The organism is Brevundimonas sp. MEB006b, assembly GCF_030209705.1.
GTDB lineage: Bacteria > Pseudomonadota > Alphaproteobacteria > Caulobacterales > Caulobacteraceae > Brevundimonas.
The window spans coordinates 1-20215 of record NZ_JARVRL010000001.1 but is presented as its reverse complement, the minus strand read 5'-3'; the positions used below and the strand labels follow the sequence as shown (position 1 = coordinate 20215).

Genomic DNA, 20215 nt, shown 5'->3' with positions numbered 1-20215 from the left:
GAGCAAGGCGCTCCCGCTCAGGAAACCCGTTCCAGCCTGGCCGCGAAGAAGCCGTCCAGTCCGCCGTGTTCGGCCCACATGGAGGGCAGGATGCGCAGCCAGCCTTCGGGCGTCAGCGCCTCGGGCGGGGCGCCCAGGGCTGCCGGGTCGGCGGCGACGGTGCGGAAGGCGGGGTTGCGGCGCAGGAAGGCGATGATCTGGGTCTCGCCCTCCTCGCGCTCCAGCGAGCAGGTGCAATAGACCAGACGGCCGCCCGGCTTGACCCGTTCGGCGGCGACGTCGAGCAGGCGGTGCTGGACGTCGGCCAGTTTGGCGACTTCCGCAGGCTTGGTGGCGCGCAGGACTTCGGGATTGCGGCGGAAGGTGCCGGTGGCGGTGCAGGGGGCATCCAGCAGGACGGCGTCGAAGGTGCGGGCGTCCTCCCAATCCTCGGCCGGAACGGCGACAACCTCGGCGGTCAGGCCGGTGCGCTCAAGATTCTGCGTCAGTCGCTTCAGGCGCGGGGCCGAACGGTCCAGGGCGACGACCGAGGCGCCGGCGGCGGCCAGTTGCAGGGTCTTGCCGCCGGGCGCAGCGCACATGTCCAGAGCGGTCTCGCCCGGTTTCACGTCCAGCAGGCGGCCGGGCACGGCGGCGGCGGCGTCCTGGACCCACCAGTCGCCGTCCTCGAAACCGGGCCAGCCGGCGACATCGCCGCGACGGCCGGTGCGAACCGTGCCCCCGGGCAACGCTTCGCCCTCGACAGCGGTAGCCACGGCGGCGGGATCGACGCTCGGCTTCAGGCTGAGATCGGTCGCGGGTTCTTCGCGCGCAGCCAAGGCCAGACCCGCCAGGGCGGCCTCGCCATAGGTCGCCTTCCAGCGCGCCGCTATCCAATCCGGCAGATTGCTCTCGGCCGTCGTCAGGCCGGGGCCTTCGCGACCCACGCCGCGCAGCACGGCGTTGACGAGGTTCTTGTAGAGCCGGGTCTTGGGATCGCGTTCGGCCAGTTTCACCGCCGTCGAAACGGCGGCGAAGGCGGGCGTGTCCAGCACCAGCGTTTGCGCCAGGGCGATACGCATCAGGGTGCGCACGGCCTCGGGCGGGGACTTCTTCAGGCGGCGGTTCAGGATCTGGTCGATCTCGCCAAGGCGGCGCAGGGCCGCCATCGCCACGGCGCGGGCGAAGGCGCGGTCGACGGGCTCCAACGCGCGGGCGGCGGGCTGGGACAGGGCCTCGTCCAGACCGTTGCGCTTTTCCAGAGCCGCATTCAGCAGGATGCCGGCGACGACGCGGGCCTCGACGCCGATGTCGTCCTGCGACGGGGCGGCGGCGACCTCGGTCGGCGCAGGGCGAGGCCGGCCCTTGACAGCCATGCGGCGTCCGCGCGCCTGCGAACTGTGTCCGCCTCGTCCCTCAGCACTCATACGGCCACCTGCGCACCCAGCTCGACCACGCGGCCGGGGGGAATATGGAAGAAGTCGGTCGGATTGGCGGCGTTGCGCATCAGGAAGATGAACAGCTTGTCCTGCCACAGCGGCATGCCCTGACGCGCCGACGGGATCAGCGAACGGCGACCCAGGAAGAAGCTGGTCGACATGATGTCGAACTTCAGCCCCTGCTTGCGGCACAGGCCCAGCGCACGCGGCACGTTCGGCGTTTCCATGAAGCCGTAGGTGACCGTGACCTTCTTGAAGTCGTCGTTGATCGGCTCCATTCGCACCCGGTCGGCTTCCTTGACGCGCGGGCGCTCGGAGGTGCGCACGGTCAGGATGACGTTCTTCTCGTGAAGCACCTTGTTGTGCTTGAGATTGTGCATCAGGGCGACCGGCGCGACATCGGGATCCGAGGTCAGGAAGATGGCCATGCCCGGAGCACGGTGCGGCGGACGGGCCTGAAGCATCTCGATCAGATCGTTCAGCGGCAGGCTGTCCTTGCGCGTCTTCGCCGTCAGGATCTGCGTCCCGCGCACCCAGGTCCACATCACGACGACCAGCAGGGCGCCCAGCACCAGCGGCATCCACGCCCCGTCCGGAATCTTCAGCAGGTTGGACGTCAGGAAGACGCTGTCGATGAAGGCGAACGGAAGCAAGGTTCCGACCACCGCCCACATCGGCCACTTCCAGCCCTTGCGGATGACCGAATAGGCCATCAGCGTATTGACCAGCATGGTGCCGGTCACCGCCACGCCATAGGCGGCCGTGAGGTTATGCGAGCTTTGGAACACGACCAGCAGCACCAGAACCCCAACCATCAGGAAGGTGTTGACCGCCGGCACGAAGATCTGTCCGGCCTGGGTCTCGGAGGTGTTCTTGATGTCGATGCGCGGCAGAAGGCCCAGCTGCACCGCCTGCTGCGTCACCGAGAAGGCGCCGGTGATCACCGCCTGGGAGGCGATGACGGTCGCGGCGGTCGCCAGGATCAGCATCGGCCAATAGGCGAACTGCGGGACCATGTTCCAGAACGGGTTCTCGGACGCGGCCGGATTGTCCAGGATCAGGGCGCCCTGGCCCAGATAGTTCAGCGTCAGGCACGGCAGGACGAAGGCCAGCCAGCCCATGCGGATCGGCGCCTTTCCGAAATGGCCCATGTCGGCATAGAGGGCCTCGGCCCCCGTGACGGCCAGGAAGACGCTGCCCAGGATCACAAAGCCCAGGAAGCCGTCATTGAGCAGAAGCATGACGCCATAGTGGGGCGACAGGGCCCGCAACACGCTTACGTCGTCGAAGATATGATACAGGCCCAGGGCCCCCAGGCTCAGGAACCAGACGGCGGTGATCGGGCCGAAATACTTGGCCAGGCTGGCCGTGCCGCGCGACTGGACCAGGAACAGGGCGATCAGGATGCCGGCCGAGATCGGCACGATGAAGGAATCCAGCCGCCCGGCCAGACCCGGCGCGTCCTGAAGGCCTTCGACGGCGGACAGGACCGAGATGGCGGGCGTGATGATGCCGTCGCCATAGAAAAGGGCCGCGCCGCAAACGCCCAGAATGAAGATCCAGGCGCTACGCCGACCGACCGCGAACTGGGCCAGGGCCATCAGCGACAGGGTGCCGCCCTCGCCCTTGTTGTCGGCGCGCATCAGGAAGAAGACGTATTTGAACGTCACCACCACCATCAGCGCCCAAAACGCCAGCGACACGACGCCGATCACGGCCAGATCGCCGCCGACGCCGGAGCGCGCATGGTCGATCGCCTCGCGCAGGGCGTAGAGCGGGCTGGTGCCGATGTCGCCGAACACCACGCCGATCGCGCCGATGGTCAGGGCCCAGAAGCCGCCGTGCTTGGCGGCCTGGCCGCCCGGGATGTGGGATTCCGGACCCGTGGCGTGGGTGGGCTTGTCCGGCGTGTTCGACGCGGGCGAGGGAGCGCTCGCGTCGTGGGGAGTGTCCCCGGCCATGCGTATCCTCCGGGTCTCCGACGCGGCGTCGGTCCCTTCAAAGCGGCGAGCCTTTAGGCTCATTCCACGCGGTCTTCAATCGCGCCGCAGCGGATTCGGTTTCGGCGTTCTGCGGCGCGATTTGTGATTCGGCCCCTGAACGCCTATTTTCGCATCAGGAACAGAACCATGTCAGACAGCCAACGCTTCCCCGTCGCCGCCCACGCCCTGGCCTATATGGCCCACAAGGGCGCGTTCGGGCCTGCGCAGGCGATGCCCAGCGGCGTGCTGGCGTCCTCGATCCCGACCAATCCCGTCGTGGTGCGCCGCGTGACCGCCCTTCTGGCCAAGGCTGGGCTGATCGCCACCCGTCCGGGCGCGACCGGCGGCTCCTGGCTGTTGCGTCAGCCCGAGGACATTCGGCTGGATCAGGTGCTGAAGGCGGTGAACGGCTGCGCCCACATCGGTTCGCCCCCTGCCGGCGCCAAGGGTTGCCCGATCAGCGAACATATCCCGCGCCAGGTCGCCAAGGCCCTGACCGCTGCGGACGAGGCCGCGACCGAAGCCCTGTCCAAGATCACCATCGCCGACCTTCTGGCCGAGAACCCGATGTCGCTAGTGGCCTTTGCGCCGCACAAGTCCTGCCCCGTCGCGGCCTGATCGCGCCGTGAACCGAACCGTTCTGATCACCGGCGCCTCCGCCGGCATCGGCGCGGCCTTGGCCCGTATCTATGCGGCCGAGGGTTGGAATGTGATTCTGACGGCGCGTCGCCAAGCCCCGTTGCAGGCCCTAGCCGACGACCTGACCGCCGCCCACGGCGTGACCGCGACCGTCATCCCCGAAGACCTGTCCGACCCCGCGGCGCCCGAGCGGCTGGTCGCGACCATCGAGACCCGCGGCCTGACCGTCGACGGCCTGGTCAACAATGCGGGATTCAGCCGTGTCACCGGCTTTCTGGACACCGACCTGGGCGCCCATCGCGCCATGATGCAGGTCATGCTGACCGCGCCGGTCGAGCTGTCGCGCCTGTTGCTGCCCGGCATGATCCAGCGGGGCTTCGGCCGGGTGCTGAACGTCGCCTCCCTGGCCGGCCAGATGCCCGCGACTGGGGGCGACACCCTGTACGGACCGATCAAGAGCTTCTTGATCAAGGCGTCGCAGGGCTTGCATCTTGAGACGCAGGGGACCGGCGTTCACGTCACCGTGCTGAACCCCGGCTACACCCTGACCGAATTCCACGACGTTAACGGCTCGCGCGAGCAGGTCTCCAGCGCCTATCCGGCCTGGATGTGGATGGACGCCGCGCGCGTGGCGCGCATCGGCTATGACGCCTGCGAGGCCAACCGTCCCAGCGTCACCCCCGGCGTCATGAACAACGTCATGGCCGGACTAGCCCGCTTCCTGCCCGACGGCCTAGCGCTCCGCATGGTGGCGAACCACGCGAAGCGGCTGGACCGGATCTAATCAGATGTGGATGGCGTGCCCGAGGGCGCGCAGGCTGGCCTCGTGGAAGGCCTCGCCCAAGGTCGGGTGGACATGGATGGTTCCGGCCACGTCTTCCAGCACCGCCCCCATCTCCATCATCTGCGCAAAGCTGTTGGACAGTTCCGACACATGCTGGCCTACCGCCTGGATGCCCAGGATGCGATGATCGCCCTTGTTCGCGATCACCCGCACGAAGCCGCCGTCCTCGCCCGCCTCGATGGCCAAGGCGCGGCCGATCGCGGCGAAGGGGAAGACCGACTGGATCACATCGTCGCGGCCCGCGACCTCGTTCGGGCCCAGACCGGCCGAGACGATCTCCGGCTCGGTGAAACAGACGGCGGCGATGGTTACGGGATCGAAGATGCGGTCGTGGCCGGCGATGATTTCGGCGACCACCTCGCCCTGGGCCGAACCCTTGTGCGCCAGCATGGGTTCGCCGGTCAGGTCGCCGACCGCCCAGACGTTCTTCATGCTGGTGGCGCAGCGCTGGTCGATCTTCACGAATGGCCCGGCCATGGCCACGCCCATGTTTTCCAGACCCCAGCCTTGCGTACGCGGACGCCGACCGACCGTGACCAGCACCTTGTCGGCGTCCAGTTGCAGCGGCTCGCCGTCCTTCGTCGTGATCGACAGCTTACCGTCACCGAAGCCCCCAGCGCGTGCGCCCAGGTGCAGCTCGACACCATGCTTCTCCAGCCACTTGGCGACCGGATCGGTCAGGGCCTTGTCGTAGAGCGGCAGGATACGCTCGGCCATTTCGACGATGGCCACCTCGGCGCCCAGCTTGCGATAGGCGATGCCCAGTTCCAGGCCGATATAGCCGCCGCCCACGACGACCAGCTTCTTGGGGACCTCTGACAGGCTCAGCGCCTCGGTCGATGAAATGACGTCGCCGCCGAAGGGCAAGAAGGGCAGTTCGACCGGCTCGGACCCCGTCGCCAGGATGACGTGTTCGGCAGTGATACGGATTTCGCCTTCGTCGGTCTTCACCACGCAGGTCTTGGCGTCGGCGAACTCGGCCCAGCCCTTGATCACCTTGACCTTGGCCTTCTTCAGCAGGGCCGAGACCCCGGCGTTCAGCTTACGGACGATGCCGTCCTTCCATTCGACCGTCTGCGACAGGTCGATGGCCGGCGCCGCCGCCGTGATGCCCAGCGTCCCGCCGCCGGCCGCCTTGGCCACCGTCTCGAACTTGCCCGCCGCATGGATGATGGCCTTGGACGGAATGCAGCCGACGTTCAGGCAGGTGCCGCCCAATCCTCCGCCACCATGGCCGTCGCCGCCGTCCACCAGCACGGTGTCGAGGCCCAGCTGGCCACAGCGAATGCCCGCGACATAGCCGCCAGTGCCTGCCCCGATGATCAGGACTTTGGTTTTCAGGGTCTGGGTCAACGATAGGCCTCAAGGCGGGTGCTGAACTGCGGAGGAACTTGCTGGGGTTCGAAAACGCGGACCGCGCCGGTCTGGGTTTCCATGGCCAGTACGACGTCGCCGGGTTTGACGCGCTGAAAATCGACGCAAATCATGCCTTGATAGCCGCCCAACGGACGGGCGGTTTCCGCAGCGGTCAGTGTGTATGTCTCTTGCGGCGCGCCTTGAAGCGTTTCCAATCTGGCGATGGTCGCCTTGGATTGAATGACCTCGATGGTCGGCGTCCGGCTGGGTTCAGCCAAACGCTCCACGGTCGTCACGCGCCCGATGAACAGCGCCGGCCCATCGGTCCGTAGCAGAGACGACCAAGCCGGCGGCGGCTCGGGAATGCAGGCGTTGGCGGACGAGGCGACGACGCCGACGGCTGCTAGCAGGCTGGCGCCGATGGTCAGCGCTTTGACTTTGATTTGCCGCATCACATTACCCTTCCGATCCCGATGATCCTCTCTCGGCGAGGAGAGAGGATCATCAAGAGCCATGGCGCCGATTTTGAGGTGATGGCCATAGACGTGGGCGGACCTCGCTTTCCCGCTTAGAAAATGGGCATCACCCCATCCACAGCGTCGCCGGGTTTTCCAAGAGCCCCTTGATCCGCTGCACGAACACCGCCGCATCGTGCCCATCGACAATGCGGTGATCGAAGCTGGACGACAGGTTCATCATCTTGCGGACGACCATCTGGCCGTCCTTGACCACGATCCGTTCGGCGATCTTGTTCGGACCGACGATGGCGACCTCGGGGTGGTTGATGATCGGGGTGTGGACCACCCCGCCCAGCGTGCCCAGCGAGGTGATGGTGATGGTCGAACCCGACAATTCCTCGCGCTTGGCCGAACCGTCCTTGGCCGCGCCCGAGACGCGCGCGATTTCCAGCGCCGTGTCATAGGGGTCGCGCGCCTCGGCGTGTCGCACCACCGGCACCATCAGGCCGTTCGGCGTTTGAGCGGCAATGCCCAGATGGACCGGGGCGTGCTGGGTCAGGACGCCGGCTTCGTCGTCATAGGTGGCGTTGATCTGGGGCTGGTCGCGCAGGGCGACCACGATGGCGCGGGCGATGAAGGGCAGGACGTTCAGCTTGGGCTGGTCCTTGGACTTCGTCGCGTTCAGGTGGGCGCGCAGCTCCTCCACCGCCGTCATGTCGATTTCCTCGACATAGGTGATGTGGGGAATGCGGCGCACGCTCTCGGCCATCTTCTCCGCAATCTTGCGGCGCAGGCCGATGATCTTGACCTCGGTCGTCCCTTGCGCCTTCGCATAGGTCGAGCCGCCGCCGGACGGCACCGACGCGGGTTGCGAACCGCCGCGCGCGATGAAGCCGTCCAGATCCTCGTGCGTGATCCGACCCGCCGGGCCGGAACCGGGCACGAAGGTCAGATCTACACCCAGGTCCCGCGCGCGATTGCGCACGGCCGGCGAGGCCGACGGACGTTCGCCGGGCGCACGTCCCGTCAGGGCGGGAACGGGCTTGGAGGACGCAGTCGCTGAAGTCGCCCTCTGAGCCGTCGAAATCGCGGCGGGAGCCGTCGTCGCATTCCCGGCCGGCTTGGAGGCCGGTTTCGGCGCCGCGACGGGCGTCGAGACATTGCCCCGGCCCTCGACATCGAACGCGACCAGCGGTCCGCCGACCGGCACCGACTTGCCCGGCTCGCCGTATAGGGCGACGACCGTTCCGGCGACCGGCGAGGTGATCTCGACCGTGGCCTTGTCGGTCATGATGTCGGCGATGATCTGGTCTTCCTCGACCGCATCCCCGACCTTGACGTGCCAGCCAACCAGTTCGGCCTCGGCCGTGCCTTCGCCGACGTCAGGCAGTTTGAAGACATAGTTGCCGGATGTCGGCGCCTCGACAGCGGGGGCTGCCGGTGTCTCGACCTTCGGCGCCTCGGCGATCACGGGCGCGGGGTCCGGCTTGGCGGCGGGGGGGGCGACGGGCGTCGGGGCGTCATCGGCATTGCCCGCCCCCTCCACCTCGAACTCCACCAGAGGGCCGCGCACCGGCACCATGGCGCCGGGTTCGCCGTGCAGGGCGAGGACCTTGCCGCTGACCGGGGCGGTGATCTCGACCGTGGCCTTGTCGGTCATGACGTCGGCGACGATCTGGTCCTCGGCGACGACATCGCCGACCTTGACGTGCCATCCGACCAGTTCGGCCTCGGCGGTGCCTTCGCCCACGTCGGGCAGTTTGAAGACGAAACGACCCATCTTATCGACCTCCCGTCATGACGCTCTTCAAGGCGTCTGCGACCCTTTGCGGTCCGGGGAAATATTCCCATTCAAAAGCGTGCGGATAGGGCGTGTCCCAACCGGTGACGCGCGCGATCGCGGCCTCCAGATGATAGAAGCAGCGCTCCTGCACCAAAGCCGACAGCTCGCCGCCGAAGCCCGAGGTCTTGGGCGCCTCATGCACGATGACGCAGCGGCCGGTCTTCTTCACCGAGGCTTCGATGGCTTCGATGTCCAGCGGCACGAGCGAGCGCAGGTCGATGACCTCGGCGTCCACGCCCGCGTGTTCCGCGCCGGCCAGGGCGACCCAGACCATGGTCCCATAGGCCAGGATGGTGACGTCGTTTCCTTCGCGCATCACGCGCGCCTTGCCGATGGGCTCGACATATTTGCCGGTCGGGACCTGGGCCAGATCCTGGGCCTTCCACGGCGAGACCGGCTTCTCGTGCCAACCGTCGAACGGGCCGTTGTAGAGGCGTTTCGGTTCGAAGAAGACGACCGGATCGTCATCCTCGATGGCGGCGGTCAGCAGGCCCTTCGCGTCATAGGGGTTGGACGGAATGACGACCTTCAGGCCCGCGATATGGGTGAACAGGCTTTCAGGCGACTGGCTGTGGGTCTGACCGCCGAAGATGCCGCCGCCATAGGGGCTGCGCACCGTGATCGGCGACGTGAACTGACCGCCCGAGCGGTAGCGCATCTTGGCCGCTTCCGAGACGATCTGGTCGTAGGCCGGGTAGATGTAGTCGGCGAACTGGATCTCGACGACGGGACGCAGCCCATAGGCGCCCATGCCGATGGCGGCGGCGACGATGCCGCATTCCGAGATCGGGGCGTCGAAGCTGCGGGTCAGGCCGTGCTTCTGCTGCAGCTTGTCGGTGACGCGGAAGACGCCGCCGAAATAGCCGGCGTCCTCGCCGAACGACAGGACGTTGGCGTCTTCGGCCATCTTGACGTCGATGGCCGAGTTCAGCGCCTGGATCATGTTCATGGGGACCACGCCCGCGCCCGTTGCTTCCGAGGCGGGGGCGGCGTTCTGATCGACCATGTCGGGCTCGACGCCGTCGTTGCGATCGGCGTCGGTGAAGGTGGTTTGCTCGCTCATGGTCAGACCCCCACCTCGCGGCGCTGTTCGATCAGGCGCCAGTCTTCGGTCGCATAGACCTCTTCGAACATCGTCTTCACGCTGGGGCGCGACTGGCCCAGGGTGCCGATGGCTTCGGATTCCTTGCCGGCGGCGCGGACCTGCTCGACGGCGTCTTTCAGGGCGGCGGCGTGACGCTCGTCGTCCCATTCGCCGATGACAGTCAGATGCTGGCGCAGACGTTCGATCGGATCGCCCAGCGGCCATTTCTCATGCTCATCGCCGGGGCGATAGCGGCTGGGGTCGTCGGAGGTCGAGTGCGGGGCGCCGCGATAGGTGAAGAGCTCGATCACCGTCGCCCCCTGGTTCGACCGCGCCCGTTCCTCGGCCCACTGGGTCGCCGCCCAGACCGCCAGGAAGTCGTTGCCGTCCACCCGCAAGGCCGGCAGACCATAGCCGATGGCCTTGGAGGCGAAGGTGGTCTCAAGCCCGCCGGCGATGCCCTGGAAGGAGCTGATGGCCCACTGGTTGTTGACGACGTTCAGAATGACCGGAGCGCGATAGACCGAGGCGAAGGTCAGGGCGTTGTGGAAGTCGCCCTCAGCCGTGGCGCCGTCGCCGATCCAGCTGATGGCGATCTTGTCGTCGCCCTTATAGGCGCTGGCCATGGCCCAGCCCACGGCCTGCGGGACCTGGGTGCCCAGATTGCCGCTGATGGTGAAGAAGCCATAGTCCTTGGCCGAATACATGATCGGCAGTTGGCGGCCTTTGATCGGATCTTCGGCGTTCGAATAGATCTGGTTCATCATCGCGACCAGCGGATAGCCGCGCGCGATCAGAAGCCCCTGCTGGCGATAGGTGGGGAAGCCCATGTCCTCGCGGCTCAGGATCATGCCCTGCGCCACAGCGATGGCCTCTTCGCCGGTGCACTTCATATAGAAGCTGGTCTTGCCCTGGCGGTGGGCGCGGTGCATCCGGTCGTCGAAGGCGCGCGTCAGGATCATGGCCTTCAGGCCCCGGCGCATCGTCTCGGGATCTAGACGCGGGTTCCACGGACCGACTGCGGCGCCATCATCATCCAGCACCCGAATCAGGCGGAAGGCGAGATCGCGCATCTGATAGGGCGTCGACCCGACCTCGGGCCGTTCGACGACACCGGCAGGGTCCATCTGCAGATGGCTGAAGTCCGGCGTATCGCCGGGACGGCCGGACGGCTCCGGCACGCGCAAGGACAGGGGCTGGCTGTTCTTTTTGTTCATTTTATCGTTCATGCGGGCGTCCATATCCATTCTGGGGTCCGTCCGTGTTTCCTCTGGACGTGTGATAACACGACCCCTAAGCAGGTGCTCGCTCAATTTGACCTTGCGCAATCCCGATATCGGGTATTTTATTTCGCGATAATCATAATCGGAGAAACGCATTGGCCGACGAACTCGACCCCATCGACGCCCGCATCCTGGATATCCTGCAACAAGACGCCGGGCTGTCGGTCGCAGAGGTCGCCGATCGCGTCGGACTGTCGGCCTCGCCCTGCTGGCGGCGGATCAAGCGGCTGGAAGACTCCGGCCTGATCACCAAGCGCGTCACTTTGCTGAACGCGCAGCTGCTGGGCCTGGACTTCGAGGTCTACGCCATCGTCAAACTGATGCTGCCTTCGGCGGACAATCTCAATGTCTTCGAGGCCGCCGTGGCCAAGTGGCCGGAAGTGGTCCAGTGCGCCACCATCACGGGGCGCGAGGACTATGTGCTGCGCATCATCACCTCGGACATGCACGCCTTCGACCTGTTCCTGCGCGAGAAGCTGCTGGCCCTGGGCATCGTCTCGGACTGCGAAAGCCACATCGTCACGCGCGGCGTGAAGAATGTGACCGCCCTGCCTCTTGGCATCATCACGCCTCACGTCGGATAACGTCGCTCAGGCGGCGCGGGCCGCACTGGGAGCCGACACATGATCGAACTGGTGATCGACGCACGCCGCAAGGACCTGGGCGGGTTCGAGGTCGGGCGCGTCCTGCCCTTCCATTCGCGCCGGATGGTCGGGCCCTTCATCTTTCTGGATCAGATGGGACCGGCGCAGTTCGCGCCGGGCGCCACGGCCATCGACGTGCGACCCCACCCGCATATCGGCCTGTCGACCCTGACCTATCTGTTCGAGGGCGAGATCATGCACCACGACAATCTCGGCTACGATCAGGCGATCCGGCCGGGCGAGGTCAACTGGATGACCGCCGGCAAGGGCATCGTCCATTCCGAGCGCACCGATCCGCTGAAGAAGAGCAAGGGCGGGCCGATGCACGGCATGCAGGCCTGGGTCGCCCTGCCCGACGAGGCCGAGGAGATGGACCCGGCCTTTCATCACTTGGGTGAGGACGCCCAGCCGGCTTACGAGAACGGCGGCCTGTTCGCGCGGCTGGTCGCGGGCGAGGCTTACGGCGCCAAGGCGGCTGTGCCGGTGTCTTCGCCGCTGTTCTATATCCATTGGGAGCTTCAGCCCGGCGTGCGCACGGCCCCGCCGTCCGGCAAGCGCGCCGGGGGCCCAAGCGGAGGCATGAGCGAGCGCGCCCTCTATGTGGCCAAGGGCGCCATCGAGGTCGGCGACCGCACCTTCCACGAGGGCCAGATGATCGTGCTGGAGCCGACGGCCGAACCGACGGTCAAGGCCCTGACCCAGTCGACCGTCATGGTGCTGGGCGGAGAGCCGGTGGGGGAACGGCTGATCTGGTGGAACTTCGTCGCCTCCAGCCAGGCCCGCATCGATCAGGCGAAAGCCGATTGGAAGGCGGGCCGGATGACGCTGCCGTACGCCGATGATCTGGAGTTCATCCCCCTGCCCGACGAACCGGCAAAGGCGCAGGCGGAGCCTGCGCCAGTGACGCCCAAGCCGACCGATCCGGTCTAGCGGTCAAGCAGAAGGTGACGCGGCAAGGTCGGATCGCTACATGCGGCCTATGAACTTCGATTTCGACGCCCAGGTTACCGCCGCCCTGTTCGACAACACCGGCGCTGTCTTCGCCCTCGGCGACGGCTCGATCCGGTTCGAGGACCGGACGCGGGTGGAGGCGCACGACGGCGCCGTACTGTGCGCCTGCGTTCACCCGTCCGGCGACGGGATCGTCACAGGCGGCGATGACGGCAAGGTCGTCTGGACCCGTCGCGACGAGGACCCGGTCGTTCTCGCCACGGCCAAGAACCAGTGGATCGACGCCATCGACGCCTCCCCGGCCTCGGGCCTGATCGCCTTTTCCTTCGGCCGCACCCTGTCGGTGATCGACCCCAAGGAGGTGGGCTTCCGGCGCGACTTCCAGCATGAGCGCACCGTCTCCGGCGTCGCCTTCGAGCCCAAGGGCCGGCGCATCGCCACCTCGACCTATGGCGGGGCGGCCCTGTGGTATGCACGGATCGAAAAACAGCAACCGGTGAAGCTGGCCTGGGCTGGGTCGCACACCGGCGTCGCCTTCTCGCCCGACGGCGCCTTCGTCGTCACGACCATGCAGGACAATCAGATGCACGGCTGGCGCATCAAGGACGCCAAGAACCTGCGCATGGGCGGCTATCCGGGCAAGGTGCGCTCGATGGCCTTTTTGGCCAATGGTCAGCTGATGGCGACCTCAGGCGCGCAGGGCGCGGTCCTATGGCCCTTCATCGGATCGAACGGACCGATGGGGCGCGAGGCGACCGAGATCGGCTATGACGACACGACCCTGGTCAATCTGGTCTCGGCCCGCGCCGATCAGGGTTTGCTGGCCGCCGGCCTGACCGACGGTCGGGTCTGGGTCGCGCATCCGGCGGCCCAGGGTCTGAATTTCGTCAAGGCCGAGAAGGGGCCGGCCATCGTCGCCCTGTCGCTCAGCCCCGCCGTCGACAAGGTGGCCTGGGCCGACGAAGACGGCGCCGCCGGGGTGTTGATCCTCTGATGGCGACGGGCCGCAAGAGCTGGCGTCGCGTGGTGCTGACCGCGCTTCTGATCCTGGCCCTGATCCCGGTCGCGGGCGTGCTGATCGTCGCCATTGTCCCGCCGCCGCCCACGATACTGATGCTGCGCCAGCTCGCGAGGGGCGACGGCATGGACTACCAGTGGCGCGGTCTGAACCAGATTTCGCCCAATCTGGTCAATGCGGCCATCGCCGCCGAGGACGCCCGGTTCTGCAGCCACCACGGCTTCGACATGGAGGCGATCCAGAAGGCCCTGGACCATAACGCCGAGGGCGGGCGCCTGCGCGGCGGATCGACCATTAGTCAGCAGACGGCCAAGAACGTCTTCCTCTGGCCCGGCCGCGACTGGATCCGAAAAGGTCTGGAAGCGGGCTACACCGTCCTGATCGAGGCCGTGTGGTCCAAGCGCCGGATCATGGAGGTCTATCTGAACGTGGTGGAATGGGCGCCCGGCGTCTATGGCGCCCAGGCCGCGTCGCGCCACTGGTTCGGCAAGGACGCCCGCGATCTGAGCCCGCGTGAGGCGGCGCGTCTGGCCGCCATCCTACCGGCCCCGCGTCGTTACGAAGCCGCCGCGCCCGGCCCCTATGTGCGTCGGCGCGCCGCGCGTATTCAGGCGGCTATGGGTACGGTGCGCAATGAAGGTCTGAACACCTGCGTCGTCGGTCGCTGAACCGTCACGCTTGACGGGCGACCGGGCCTGACCTCTCCTGCCCGCGCTGTTCAGGAGATCCATCATGAAGCGTCAGATGATGACCGCCGTCGCGGTCTGCGCCCTCGCCTTCGCCGCCGGCTGCGCCAGCACCAGCGAACCCGCCGCCGCAGCCCCGGGCGTCGAACAGACGGCCTCGACGACGCCCGCGCCGGCCGTCAGCGGCATGCGCGCCGACTATCCCATCACCGCCGAGGGCGCGACCGCCTTCATCGCCGACGCCGAAACCAAATGGGCCGAGGTCAGCGAATATGTCGCCCGCATCCAGTGGGCGCGCGCCACCAACATCACCTTCGACACCATGTGGCTGGAGTCCAAGGCCAACGCCGAGGCGACCGAGCTTCAGGTCCAGCTGGCCAATCAAGCGGCCAAGTTCAACGACGTCCAGGTTGATCCCGTCGTGCGGCGCAAGCTGAACCTGCTGCGGCTCAGCCTGGTTCTGCCGGCGCCCAACCGCCCCGGCGCGGCCGACGAACTGGCCCAGATCACGACGCGGCTGGACTCGACCTATTCGACCGGCAAGTTCGACTTCAAGGGCAAGCCGATCACCCTGGACGAGGCCTCGCTGATCCTGGCCGACAGCCGCGATCCCGCCGAGACCAAGGCGCTGTATGAAGGCTGGCGCACCATCTCGCCGGTCATGCGCGACGATTACGCCCGCATGGTCGAGATCGCCAATGAGGGCTCGCGCGAACTGGGCTTCGCCGACACCGGCGCCCTGTGGCGGTCAGGTTACGACATGCCCGCCGACGACTTCGCCGCCGAGACCGACCGGCTGTGGGCCCAGGTGAAGCCCTTCTACGAGAACCTGCACTGCTATGTGCGCGCCCGGCTGAACGCCAGATACGGCGACGCGGTGCAACCCGATCACGGTCCGATCCGGGCCGATCTGCTGGGCAATATGTGGTCCCAACAGTGGGGCAACATCTACGACGTCGTCGCCCCGCCCAGCGGCGGCGCCTCCAGCTATGACCTGACCGAACTGCTGAAGGCAGCTGATTACGACGCGACGAAAATGGTCAGGACGGGCGAGGGCTTCTACGTCTCGCTGGGCCTCGATCCCCTGCCTCAGACCTTCTGGGAACGCAGTCAGATCACCCGCCCGCGCGACCGCGAAGTCGTCTGTCACGCCTCGGCCTGGGACTTGGACAACGCCGACGACATCCGCATCAAGATGTGCACGAACGTCAACGGCGACGACTTCTACACCGTCCATCACGAACTGGGTCACAACTACTATCAGCGCGCCTACAAGAATCAGCCGATGCTGTTCCGGAACGGCGCGAACGATGGCTTCCACGAGGCCATCGGCGACTTCGTCGGCCTGTCGGCCCTGACCCCCACCTATCTGAACCAGATCGGCCTGCTCAAAACCACCCCGGGCGCAGAGGAAGACATTCCCTTCCTGCTCAAGATGGCCTTGGACAAGATCGCCTTCCTGCCGTTCGGCCTGATGGTCGACCGCTGGCGCTGGGACGTCTTCTCGGGCGAGACGGCGCCGGCCGCCTACAATACCGCCTGGACCGCTGACATGCTGCAATACCAGGGTCTGGTCCCGCCCGGCCCGCGTCCGGCCAACGCCTTCGATCCGGGCGCCAAATACCATGTGCCGGGCAACACGCCCTATACGCGCTACTTCCTGGCGGCGATCTATCAGTTCCAGTTCCAGCGCGCCGCCTGCAAACAGGCCGGCTGGACCGGGCCGCTGCACCGCTGCTCCGTTTACGGCAATAAGGAAGTGGGCGCCCGCTTCAACGCCATGCTGCAAATGGGTCAGTCCCAGCCGTGGCAGGAGGCGATGAAGGCCTTCACCGGCGATGACGGCAATGACGCCTCGGCCATCGCCGACTATTTCGCCCCGCTGAACGTCTGGCTCCAGGAACAGAACCGCGGTCACCAATGCGGATGGAGCGCCGCCTGATCACGCGGCGGCGTTAACTGTCCCCTTCACAATTCCCTTAACCGCCCGATGGCAAACTGAGCGCTAATCGGGCGGTCCGCGTCCTTTGGGATGGGCATGGTGAAGGTTTCCAATCGGATCGGCAGGGCGGTGAAAACTCTGCGCGCGTTCACGTCGCGCCTGTCGTCGGACTGCGGCGGCAATGTCGTGATGATCTTCGCTCTGGTGATGCCGGCGCTGATCATGCTGACCCTGGGCGGCATCGACATCAACCGCGTGACGACGGCCAAGGCTCGCGTTCAAGACGCGCTGGACGCCGCCACCCTAGCTGCGGCGCGGTCGTCGTATACCGATCCGAACGACCTGAAGACCGTCGCCCTGGTGGCGCTGAGAGCCAATCTGCGCAACGCCTCTGTGGAACCGTTTGCTGACGACGCCATCAAGATCGAGCTGACGAAAGACCAGGTCGTCATCGCCGACATCCAGGTCCAGGTGAAGACCCTGATCGCCAACGTGGTCCTGCCGCCCTATGGCAAGATACTGGACGACACCCTGCCGGTCAGCGTCCACTCCGAGGTGAATCGATCGTCCAAGGACATCGAGGTTTCGCTGGTGCTCGACATCACTGGCTCGATGGCCAGCAACAACCGGATCGGCGATTTGAAGAACGCCGCAAACCAGCTGATCAAACTGGTCGTTCAGCCGGCGGCGAAACAAACGCCCTACTATTCACGCATGGCGATCGTGCCCTATTCGATCGGCGTAAATCTGGGCGCTCGCGCCGACGCCGCGCGCGGCGCTTCGGTCGGATCGACCGGCATCACCGGCGCCGCATGGGCGGCGGCGGCGGCCAAGTCGATCTCCGGCATCACGCGCGCTTCGCCGGGCGTCGTGACCGCCAACGGCCACGGGCTATCGACCGACGACTACGTCTGGATCAGCGGCGTCAGCGGCATGACCCAGATCAACAACCGCGCCTACAAGGTCGTGCGGATCGACGCCAACAAGGTGTCCCTGCAATATCAATCGGGCGCGAACTGGTATGCGCTGAACACGAGCAGCGGATACAGCAGCTACAGCTCGGGCGGTCAGATCCGCAAATGCATGCGCTCGGACTGCTTTGTCACCATCACCTCCGTGAATCACGGCCTGTCTGAGGACGAGGGTGTGCAGATCACTGGCGTGAATGGCATGACGGCGCTGAACAACAGCAGCGGCCTCTTTGAAGTTTACGAGCGCACATCCAAGGACGCCTTCGTTGTGCCTGTCGGTGGCGCGACCTACGCCGACTATTCCAACGGCGGCGCGGTTCAGTGCGGCCGTGACGGATGCGCCAAGCGTGTCTTCCGCGATCCGCAATACAATCGTCTGAACGTATTCGACAACACGACCTGCGTCAGCGAGCGCACTGGCTCATCGGCCTACACCGACACGGCTCCCGGTTCGGCCTACGTCGGCCGAAACTATGCGTCTCCACGCAATCCCTGTCCGGCAGCGATCATTCAACCGCTGACATCCAATATTGACACACTGACCAGCCTCGTGAACGGGCTGTCTGTCACGGGCTCGACGGCGGGTCAGATCGGCCTGGCCTGGGGGTGGTACACGGTATCCAACCAATTCAATGGTTTGTGGTCGTCCAATCCCGCCGCTGCCTATGCGCCGACCAAGGTGTTGAAGGCCGTCATTCTGATGACGGACGGTGAGTTCAACACCCCCTATTGCGGCGGCGTGATCGCCCGCGACGCCGGCTCCGGGTCCGGTAATCTCTACGACAAGATCGCCTGCGATGCGACGAACGGCGACCCGTTCGATCAGGCCGCAAAGCTTTGCACCGGCATGAAGGCCAAGGGTGTGATCGTCTATACCGTGGGCTTCTCGATTACGCCCGGCAGCGACGCGGCCAACATCCTCAGCACCTGCGCCACCGACAAGGACAAGGCCTTCCTGCCGCAGTCGGGCGCGGACCTGTCCAACGACTTCCAGGCCATCGGACGCGACATCACCCGACTACGGATTTCCCGCTGACGGCCTAGAGCAGGCGGATTTCGCGCAGGCGTTCGGTCAGATAATCCTCGGCCAGGATGGTCTTGCCCGCATAGCGATCGGGATTGTCCGGCGTGATGGCGCTGGGCAGGGTCTCGATCGGGAAGTCCGGGTTGAAGTGCAGGAAGAAGGGCGTCGAATAGCGGGCGAAACCGCGACGCTCGGGCGCCGGATTGACCACGCGGTGGGTCGTAGACGGCAGGACGTGGTTGGTCAGCCGCTGCAGCATGTCGCCGATATTGACGACCAGGGCGCCGGGCGGCGGCGCGATGTCGAGCCAGCTGCCGTCCTTGTCCTTCAGCTGCAGACCAGCCTCTTCGGCGCCGAGCAGCAGGGTGATGACATTGATGTCTTCGTGCGCCCCGGCGCGCACGCCCGGCGCATCTGCCGGAACCGGCGGGTAATGAAGCATGCGCAGGACGCTGTTACCCATCTCCACCTTGTCCGCGAAGAAGTCGTCGCCCAGCCTCAGGTAGCGGGCGATGGCGCGCAGGATCTTGGCGCCCAAAGCATCCAGGTCCTCGAACATGCCATACAGGTGCTCGCGGAAGCCCTCGACTTCGGTCGGCCAGACGTTGTCGCGCATATAGCGGCGATAGGGGTGGCCTTCGGGCAGTTCCCGACCGACGTGCCAGAACTCCTTCAGATCGACCGTCTTGGCGTCCTTGGCCGCCTCGACCCCGAACGGGGTCAGGCCGCGCGCGCCGCCCGTACCGGGCTGATGGTATTGACGCTTCACCTCTTCCGGCAGGGCGAAGAAGGCCTTGGCGTCGTCGATGGCCGCGGTGATGCGCGCCTCGTCCAGACCATGGTCGGCGACCACAGCGAAGCCATAGCGCGAGAAGGAGGCGCCCAGTGCGTCGCTGAACGCCTGAAAATCGGCGTCGTACTGCGTCATCGAAACCGGCTGAATGGCGCGGTTGGTCGTGTTGTCCGTCTGGGTCACGCTCACGGCGTCGTCCTCGATCTGGGGATGTGCGGCGGTTCCCATACGCCCAATCGACGCCTTTGTCAGGGCCATGGCGAGCGCGGACGTGGCGGGCATTCATGCGCCGTACAGATTGGAACCTTCACAGTAAGCGCACGTTTCCGCGCCAGATCGCTCAAAAGAAAGGGACCATTCCATGCGCGCCAAGTTTATCGTCGCCAGCGTTTCCATCGCCGCCCTGCTGGGGGCCGCAGCCTGCACCACCACCGACCCCTATCGTTCGGGTCCGGTTCGCAACAATACCGGAACCGGGGCCATCGCCGGTGCTCTGGGTGGCGCGGTTCTCGGCTATCTGACCAACACCTCGAACGGCGAACAGGGCCGCAAGAACGCTCTCATCGGCGCCGGGATCGGCGCGCTGGGCGGCGCCGCCGTCGGCCAATACATGGATCGTCAGCAACGCGCGATGGAAGCCGAACTGTCCGGCTCCGGCGTCGGCGTAGCCCGTCAAGGCGACCTGCTCGTGCTGCGCATGCCGTCGGACGTGACCTTCGCCACAAACCAGTCCTCCATCGATCCGCGCTTCCTGCCGGTGCTGGATGACGTCGCCCGCGTTCTGCAACAGTATGACCAGTCGACCGTGGACGTGATCGGTCACACCGATTCGTCGGGCGGCGACGCGATCAATCAGCCTCTGTCTGAGCGCCGCGCGAGCAGCGTCGCCTCTGAACTGGTGCGTCGCGGCGTGATCGCGCAGCGCCTCTATGTCGCCGGTAATAGCTCGCGTAACCCGGTGGCCTCGAACGCCACTGCCGAAGGCAAGGCGCAGAACCGCCGCGTCGAAATCCTGATCCGCCCGTTCACCGGCTGATCAGGCCTTAAGTCAGAATACTTGGGGGCGGCGTCGCAAGGCGCCGCCTTTTTGGCTGCGTGGACGCATCACGCAGAGGGTGAGACGGCGCAAAGAAAAACGCCGCCTCCTTTCGGAAGCGGCGTTCTGTCTTTCGACGACTTCGAAGCTCGAAGCCGACCCGGACGAACCGGTCGGCTCCGAAAGCCTTAGAAGTTGATGTCGATGGTCGCGCGGCGGTTGAGCGGTTCGCGCACACCGTCG

General features: G+C 66.2%; 17 protein-coding genes. 9 read left to right on the top strand and 8 right to left on the bottom strand.

What is annotated here, in order from left to right; genetic code table 11:
- Positions 1-17 precede the first annotated feature (17 nt).
- Both QRN13_RS00085 and QRN13_RS00080 read right to left on the bottom strand, forming a co-directional pair.
- On the bottom strand, positions 18-1355 hold the full coding sequence (locus QRN13_RS00085) for an RsmB/NOP family class I SAM-dependent RNA methyltransferase (protein WP_284876349.1): 1338 nt from the start codon (positions 1353-1355) through the stop codon (positions 18-20).
- 47 nt (positions 1356-1402) lie between these two features.
- Positions 1403-3379 carry a potassium transporter Kup gene (locus tag QRN13_RS00080; protein ID WP_284876348.1) on the bottom strand — a complete coding sequence of 659 codons (1977 nt, stop codon included), beginning with the start codon at positions 3377-3379 and terminating at the stop codon, positions 1403-1405.
- Positions 3380-3547: 168 nt separating this feature from the next.
- On the opposite strand from QRN13_RS00080, the gene QRN13_RS00075 reads away from it, so the two are divergent.
- Positions 3548-4018 (top strand): Rrf2 family transcriptional regulator, encoded by a 471-nt coding sequence (locus QRN13_RS00075; protein WP_284876347.1) that lies wholly within the window; start codon positions 3548-3550, stop codon positions 4016-4018.
- A gap of 7 nt (positions 4019-4025) precedes the next feature.
- Positions 4026-4823, top strand: coding sequence for an SDR family NAD(P)-dependent oxidoreductase (locus tag QRN13_RS00070; RefSeq protein WP_284876346.1), 798 nt, complete (start codon positions 4026-4028; stop codon positions 4821-4823).
- On the opposite strand, the gene lpdA is transcribed toward QRN13_RS00070, so the two are convergent.
- The 5 genes from lpdA to QRN13_RS00045 form a co-directional block, all read right to left on the bottom strand.
- Positions 4824-6236, bottom strand: a complete 1413-nt coding sequence (gene lpdA, locus QRN13_RS00065; RefSeq protein WP_284876345.1) for a dihydrolipoyl dehydrogenase — start codon at positions 6234-6236, stop codon at positions 4824-4826.
- Positions 6233-6691 carry a hypothetical protein gene (locus QRN13_RS00060; protein WP_284876344.1) on the bottom strand — a complete coding sequence of 153 codons (459 nt, stop codon included), beginning with the start codon at positions 6689-6691 and terminating at the stop codon, positions 6233-6235. The genes lpdA and QRN13_RS00060 overlap by 4 nt, the downstream gene beginning before the upstream one ends.
- A gap of 130 nt (positions 6692-6821) precedes the next feature.
- Positions 6822-8477, bottom strand: coding sequence for a dihydrolipoyl dehydrogenase family protein (locus QRN13_RS00055; RefSeq protein ID WP_284876343.1), 1656 nt, complete (start codon positions 8475-8477; stop codon positions 6822-6824).
- Position 8478: 1 nt separating this feature from the next.
- A complete protein-coding gene (locus QRN13_RS00050; RefSeq protein WP_284876342.1) occupies positions 8479-9603 on the bottom strand; it encodes a transketolase C-terminal domain-containing protein in 1125 nt (374 codons plus the stop codon).
- A 2-nt stretch (positions 9604-9605) separates the two neighbouring features.
- Positions 9606-10853 carry a thiamine pyrophosphate-dependent enzyme gene (locus QRN13_RS00045; RefSeq protein ID WP_284876341.1) on the bottom strand — a complete coding sequence of 416 codons (1248 nt, stop codon included), beginning with the start codon at positions 10851-10853 and terminating at the stop codon, positions 9606-9608.
- 149 nt (positions 10854-11002) lie between these two features.
- On the opposite strand from QRN13_RS00045, the gene QRN13_RS00040 reads away from it, so the two are divergent.
- The 6 genes from QRN13_RS00040 to QRN13_RS00015 all read left to right on the top strand — a co-directional run bounded on the left by QRN13_RS00040 (position 11003) and on the right by QRN13_RS00015 (position 18155).
- Positions 11003-11491, top strand: a complete 489-nt coding sequence (locus QRN13_RS00040) for an Lrp/AsnC family transcriptional regulator (protein ID WP_055754211.1) — start codon at positions 11003-11005, stop codon at positions 11489-11491.
- A gap of 39 nt (positions 11492-11530) precedes the next feature.
- A complete protein-coding gene (locus QRN13_RS00035) occupies positions 11531-12481 on the top strand; it encodes a pirin family protein (RefSeq protein ID WP_284876339.1) in 951 nt (316 codons plus the stop codon).
- Between the two features lie 49 nt (positions 12482-12530).
- Positions 12531-13496, top strand: coding sequence for a WD40 repeat domain-containing protein (locus QRN13_RS00030; protein WP_205683036.1), 966 nt, complete (start codon positions 12531-12533; stop codon positions 13494-13496).
- Positions 13496-14188, top strand: coding sequence for a monofunctional biosynthetic peptidoglycan transglycosylase (gene mtgA, locus QRN13_RS00025; protein WP_112863119.1), 693 nt, complete (start codon positions 13496-13498; stop codon positions 14186-14188). The genes QRN13_RS00030 and mtgA overlap by 1 nt, the downstream gene beginning before the upstream one ends.
- Before the next feature lie 64 nt (positions 14189-14252).
- Positions 14253-16148 carry a M2 family metallopeptidase gene (locus tag QRN13_RS00020; protein ID WP_284876338.1) on the top strand — a complete coding sequence of 632 codons (1896 nt, stop codon included), beginning with the start codon at positions 14253-14255 and terminating at the stop codon, positions 16146-16148.
- Between the two features lie 99 nt (positions 16149-16247).
- Positions 16248-18155: a ubiquitin-activating E1 FCCH domain-containing protein gene (locus tag QRN13_RS00015; RefSeq protein ID WP_284876337.1), complete on the top strand. Its 1908-nt coding sequence runs from the start codon at positions 16248-16250 to the stop codon at positions 18153-18155.
- Between the two features lie 4 nt (positions 18156-18159).
- Here the strand turns inward: QRN13_RS00015 and QRN13_RS00010 are convergent, their stop codons facing one another.
- Positions 18160-19071, bottom strand: coding sequence for an isopenicillin N synthase family dioxygenase (locus QRN13_RS00010; RefSeq protein ID WP_284876582.1), 912 nt, complete (start codon positions 19069-19071; stop codon positions 18160-18162).
- Positions 19072-19297: 226 nt separating this feature from the next.
- Between QRN13_RS00010 and QRN13_RS00005 the strand changes: the two genes are divergently transcribed.
- The gene (locus tag QRN13_RS00005) at positions 19298-19972 is read left to right on the top strand and encodes a YiaD family glycine zipper/OmpA-like lipoprotein (protein ID WP_055807033.1); all 675 of its coding nucleotides are present in this window, start codon (positions 19298-19300) and stop codon (positions 19970-19972) included.
- Positions 19973-20215 lie beyond the last annotated feature (243 nt).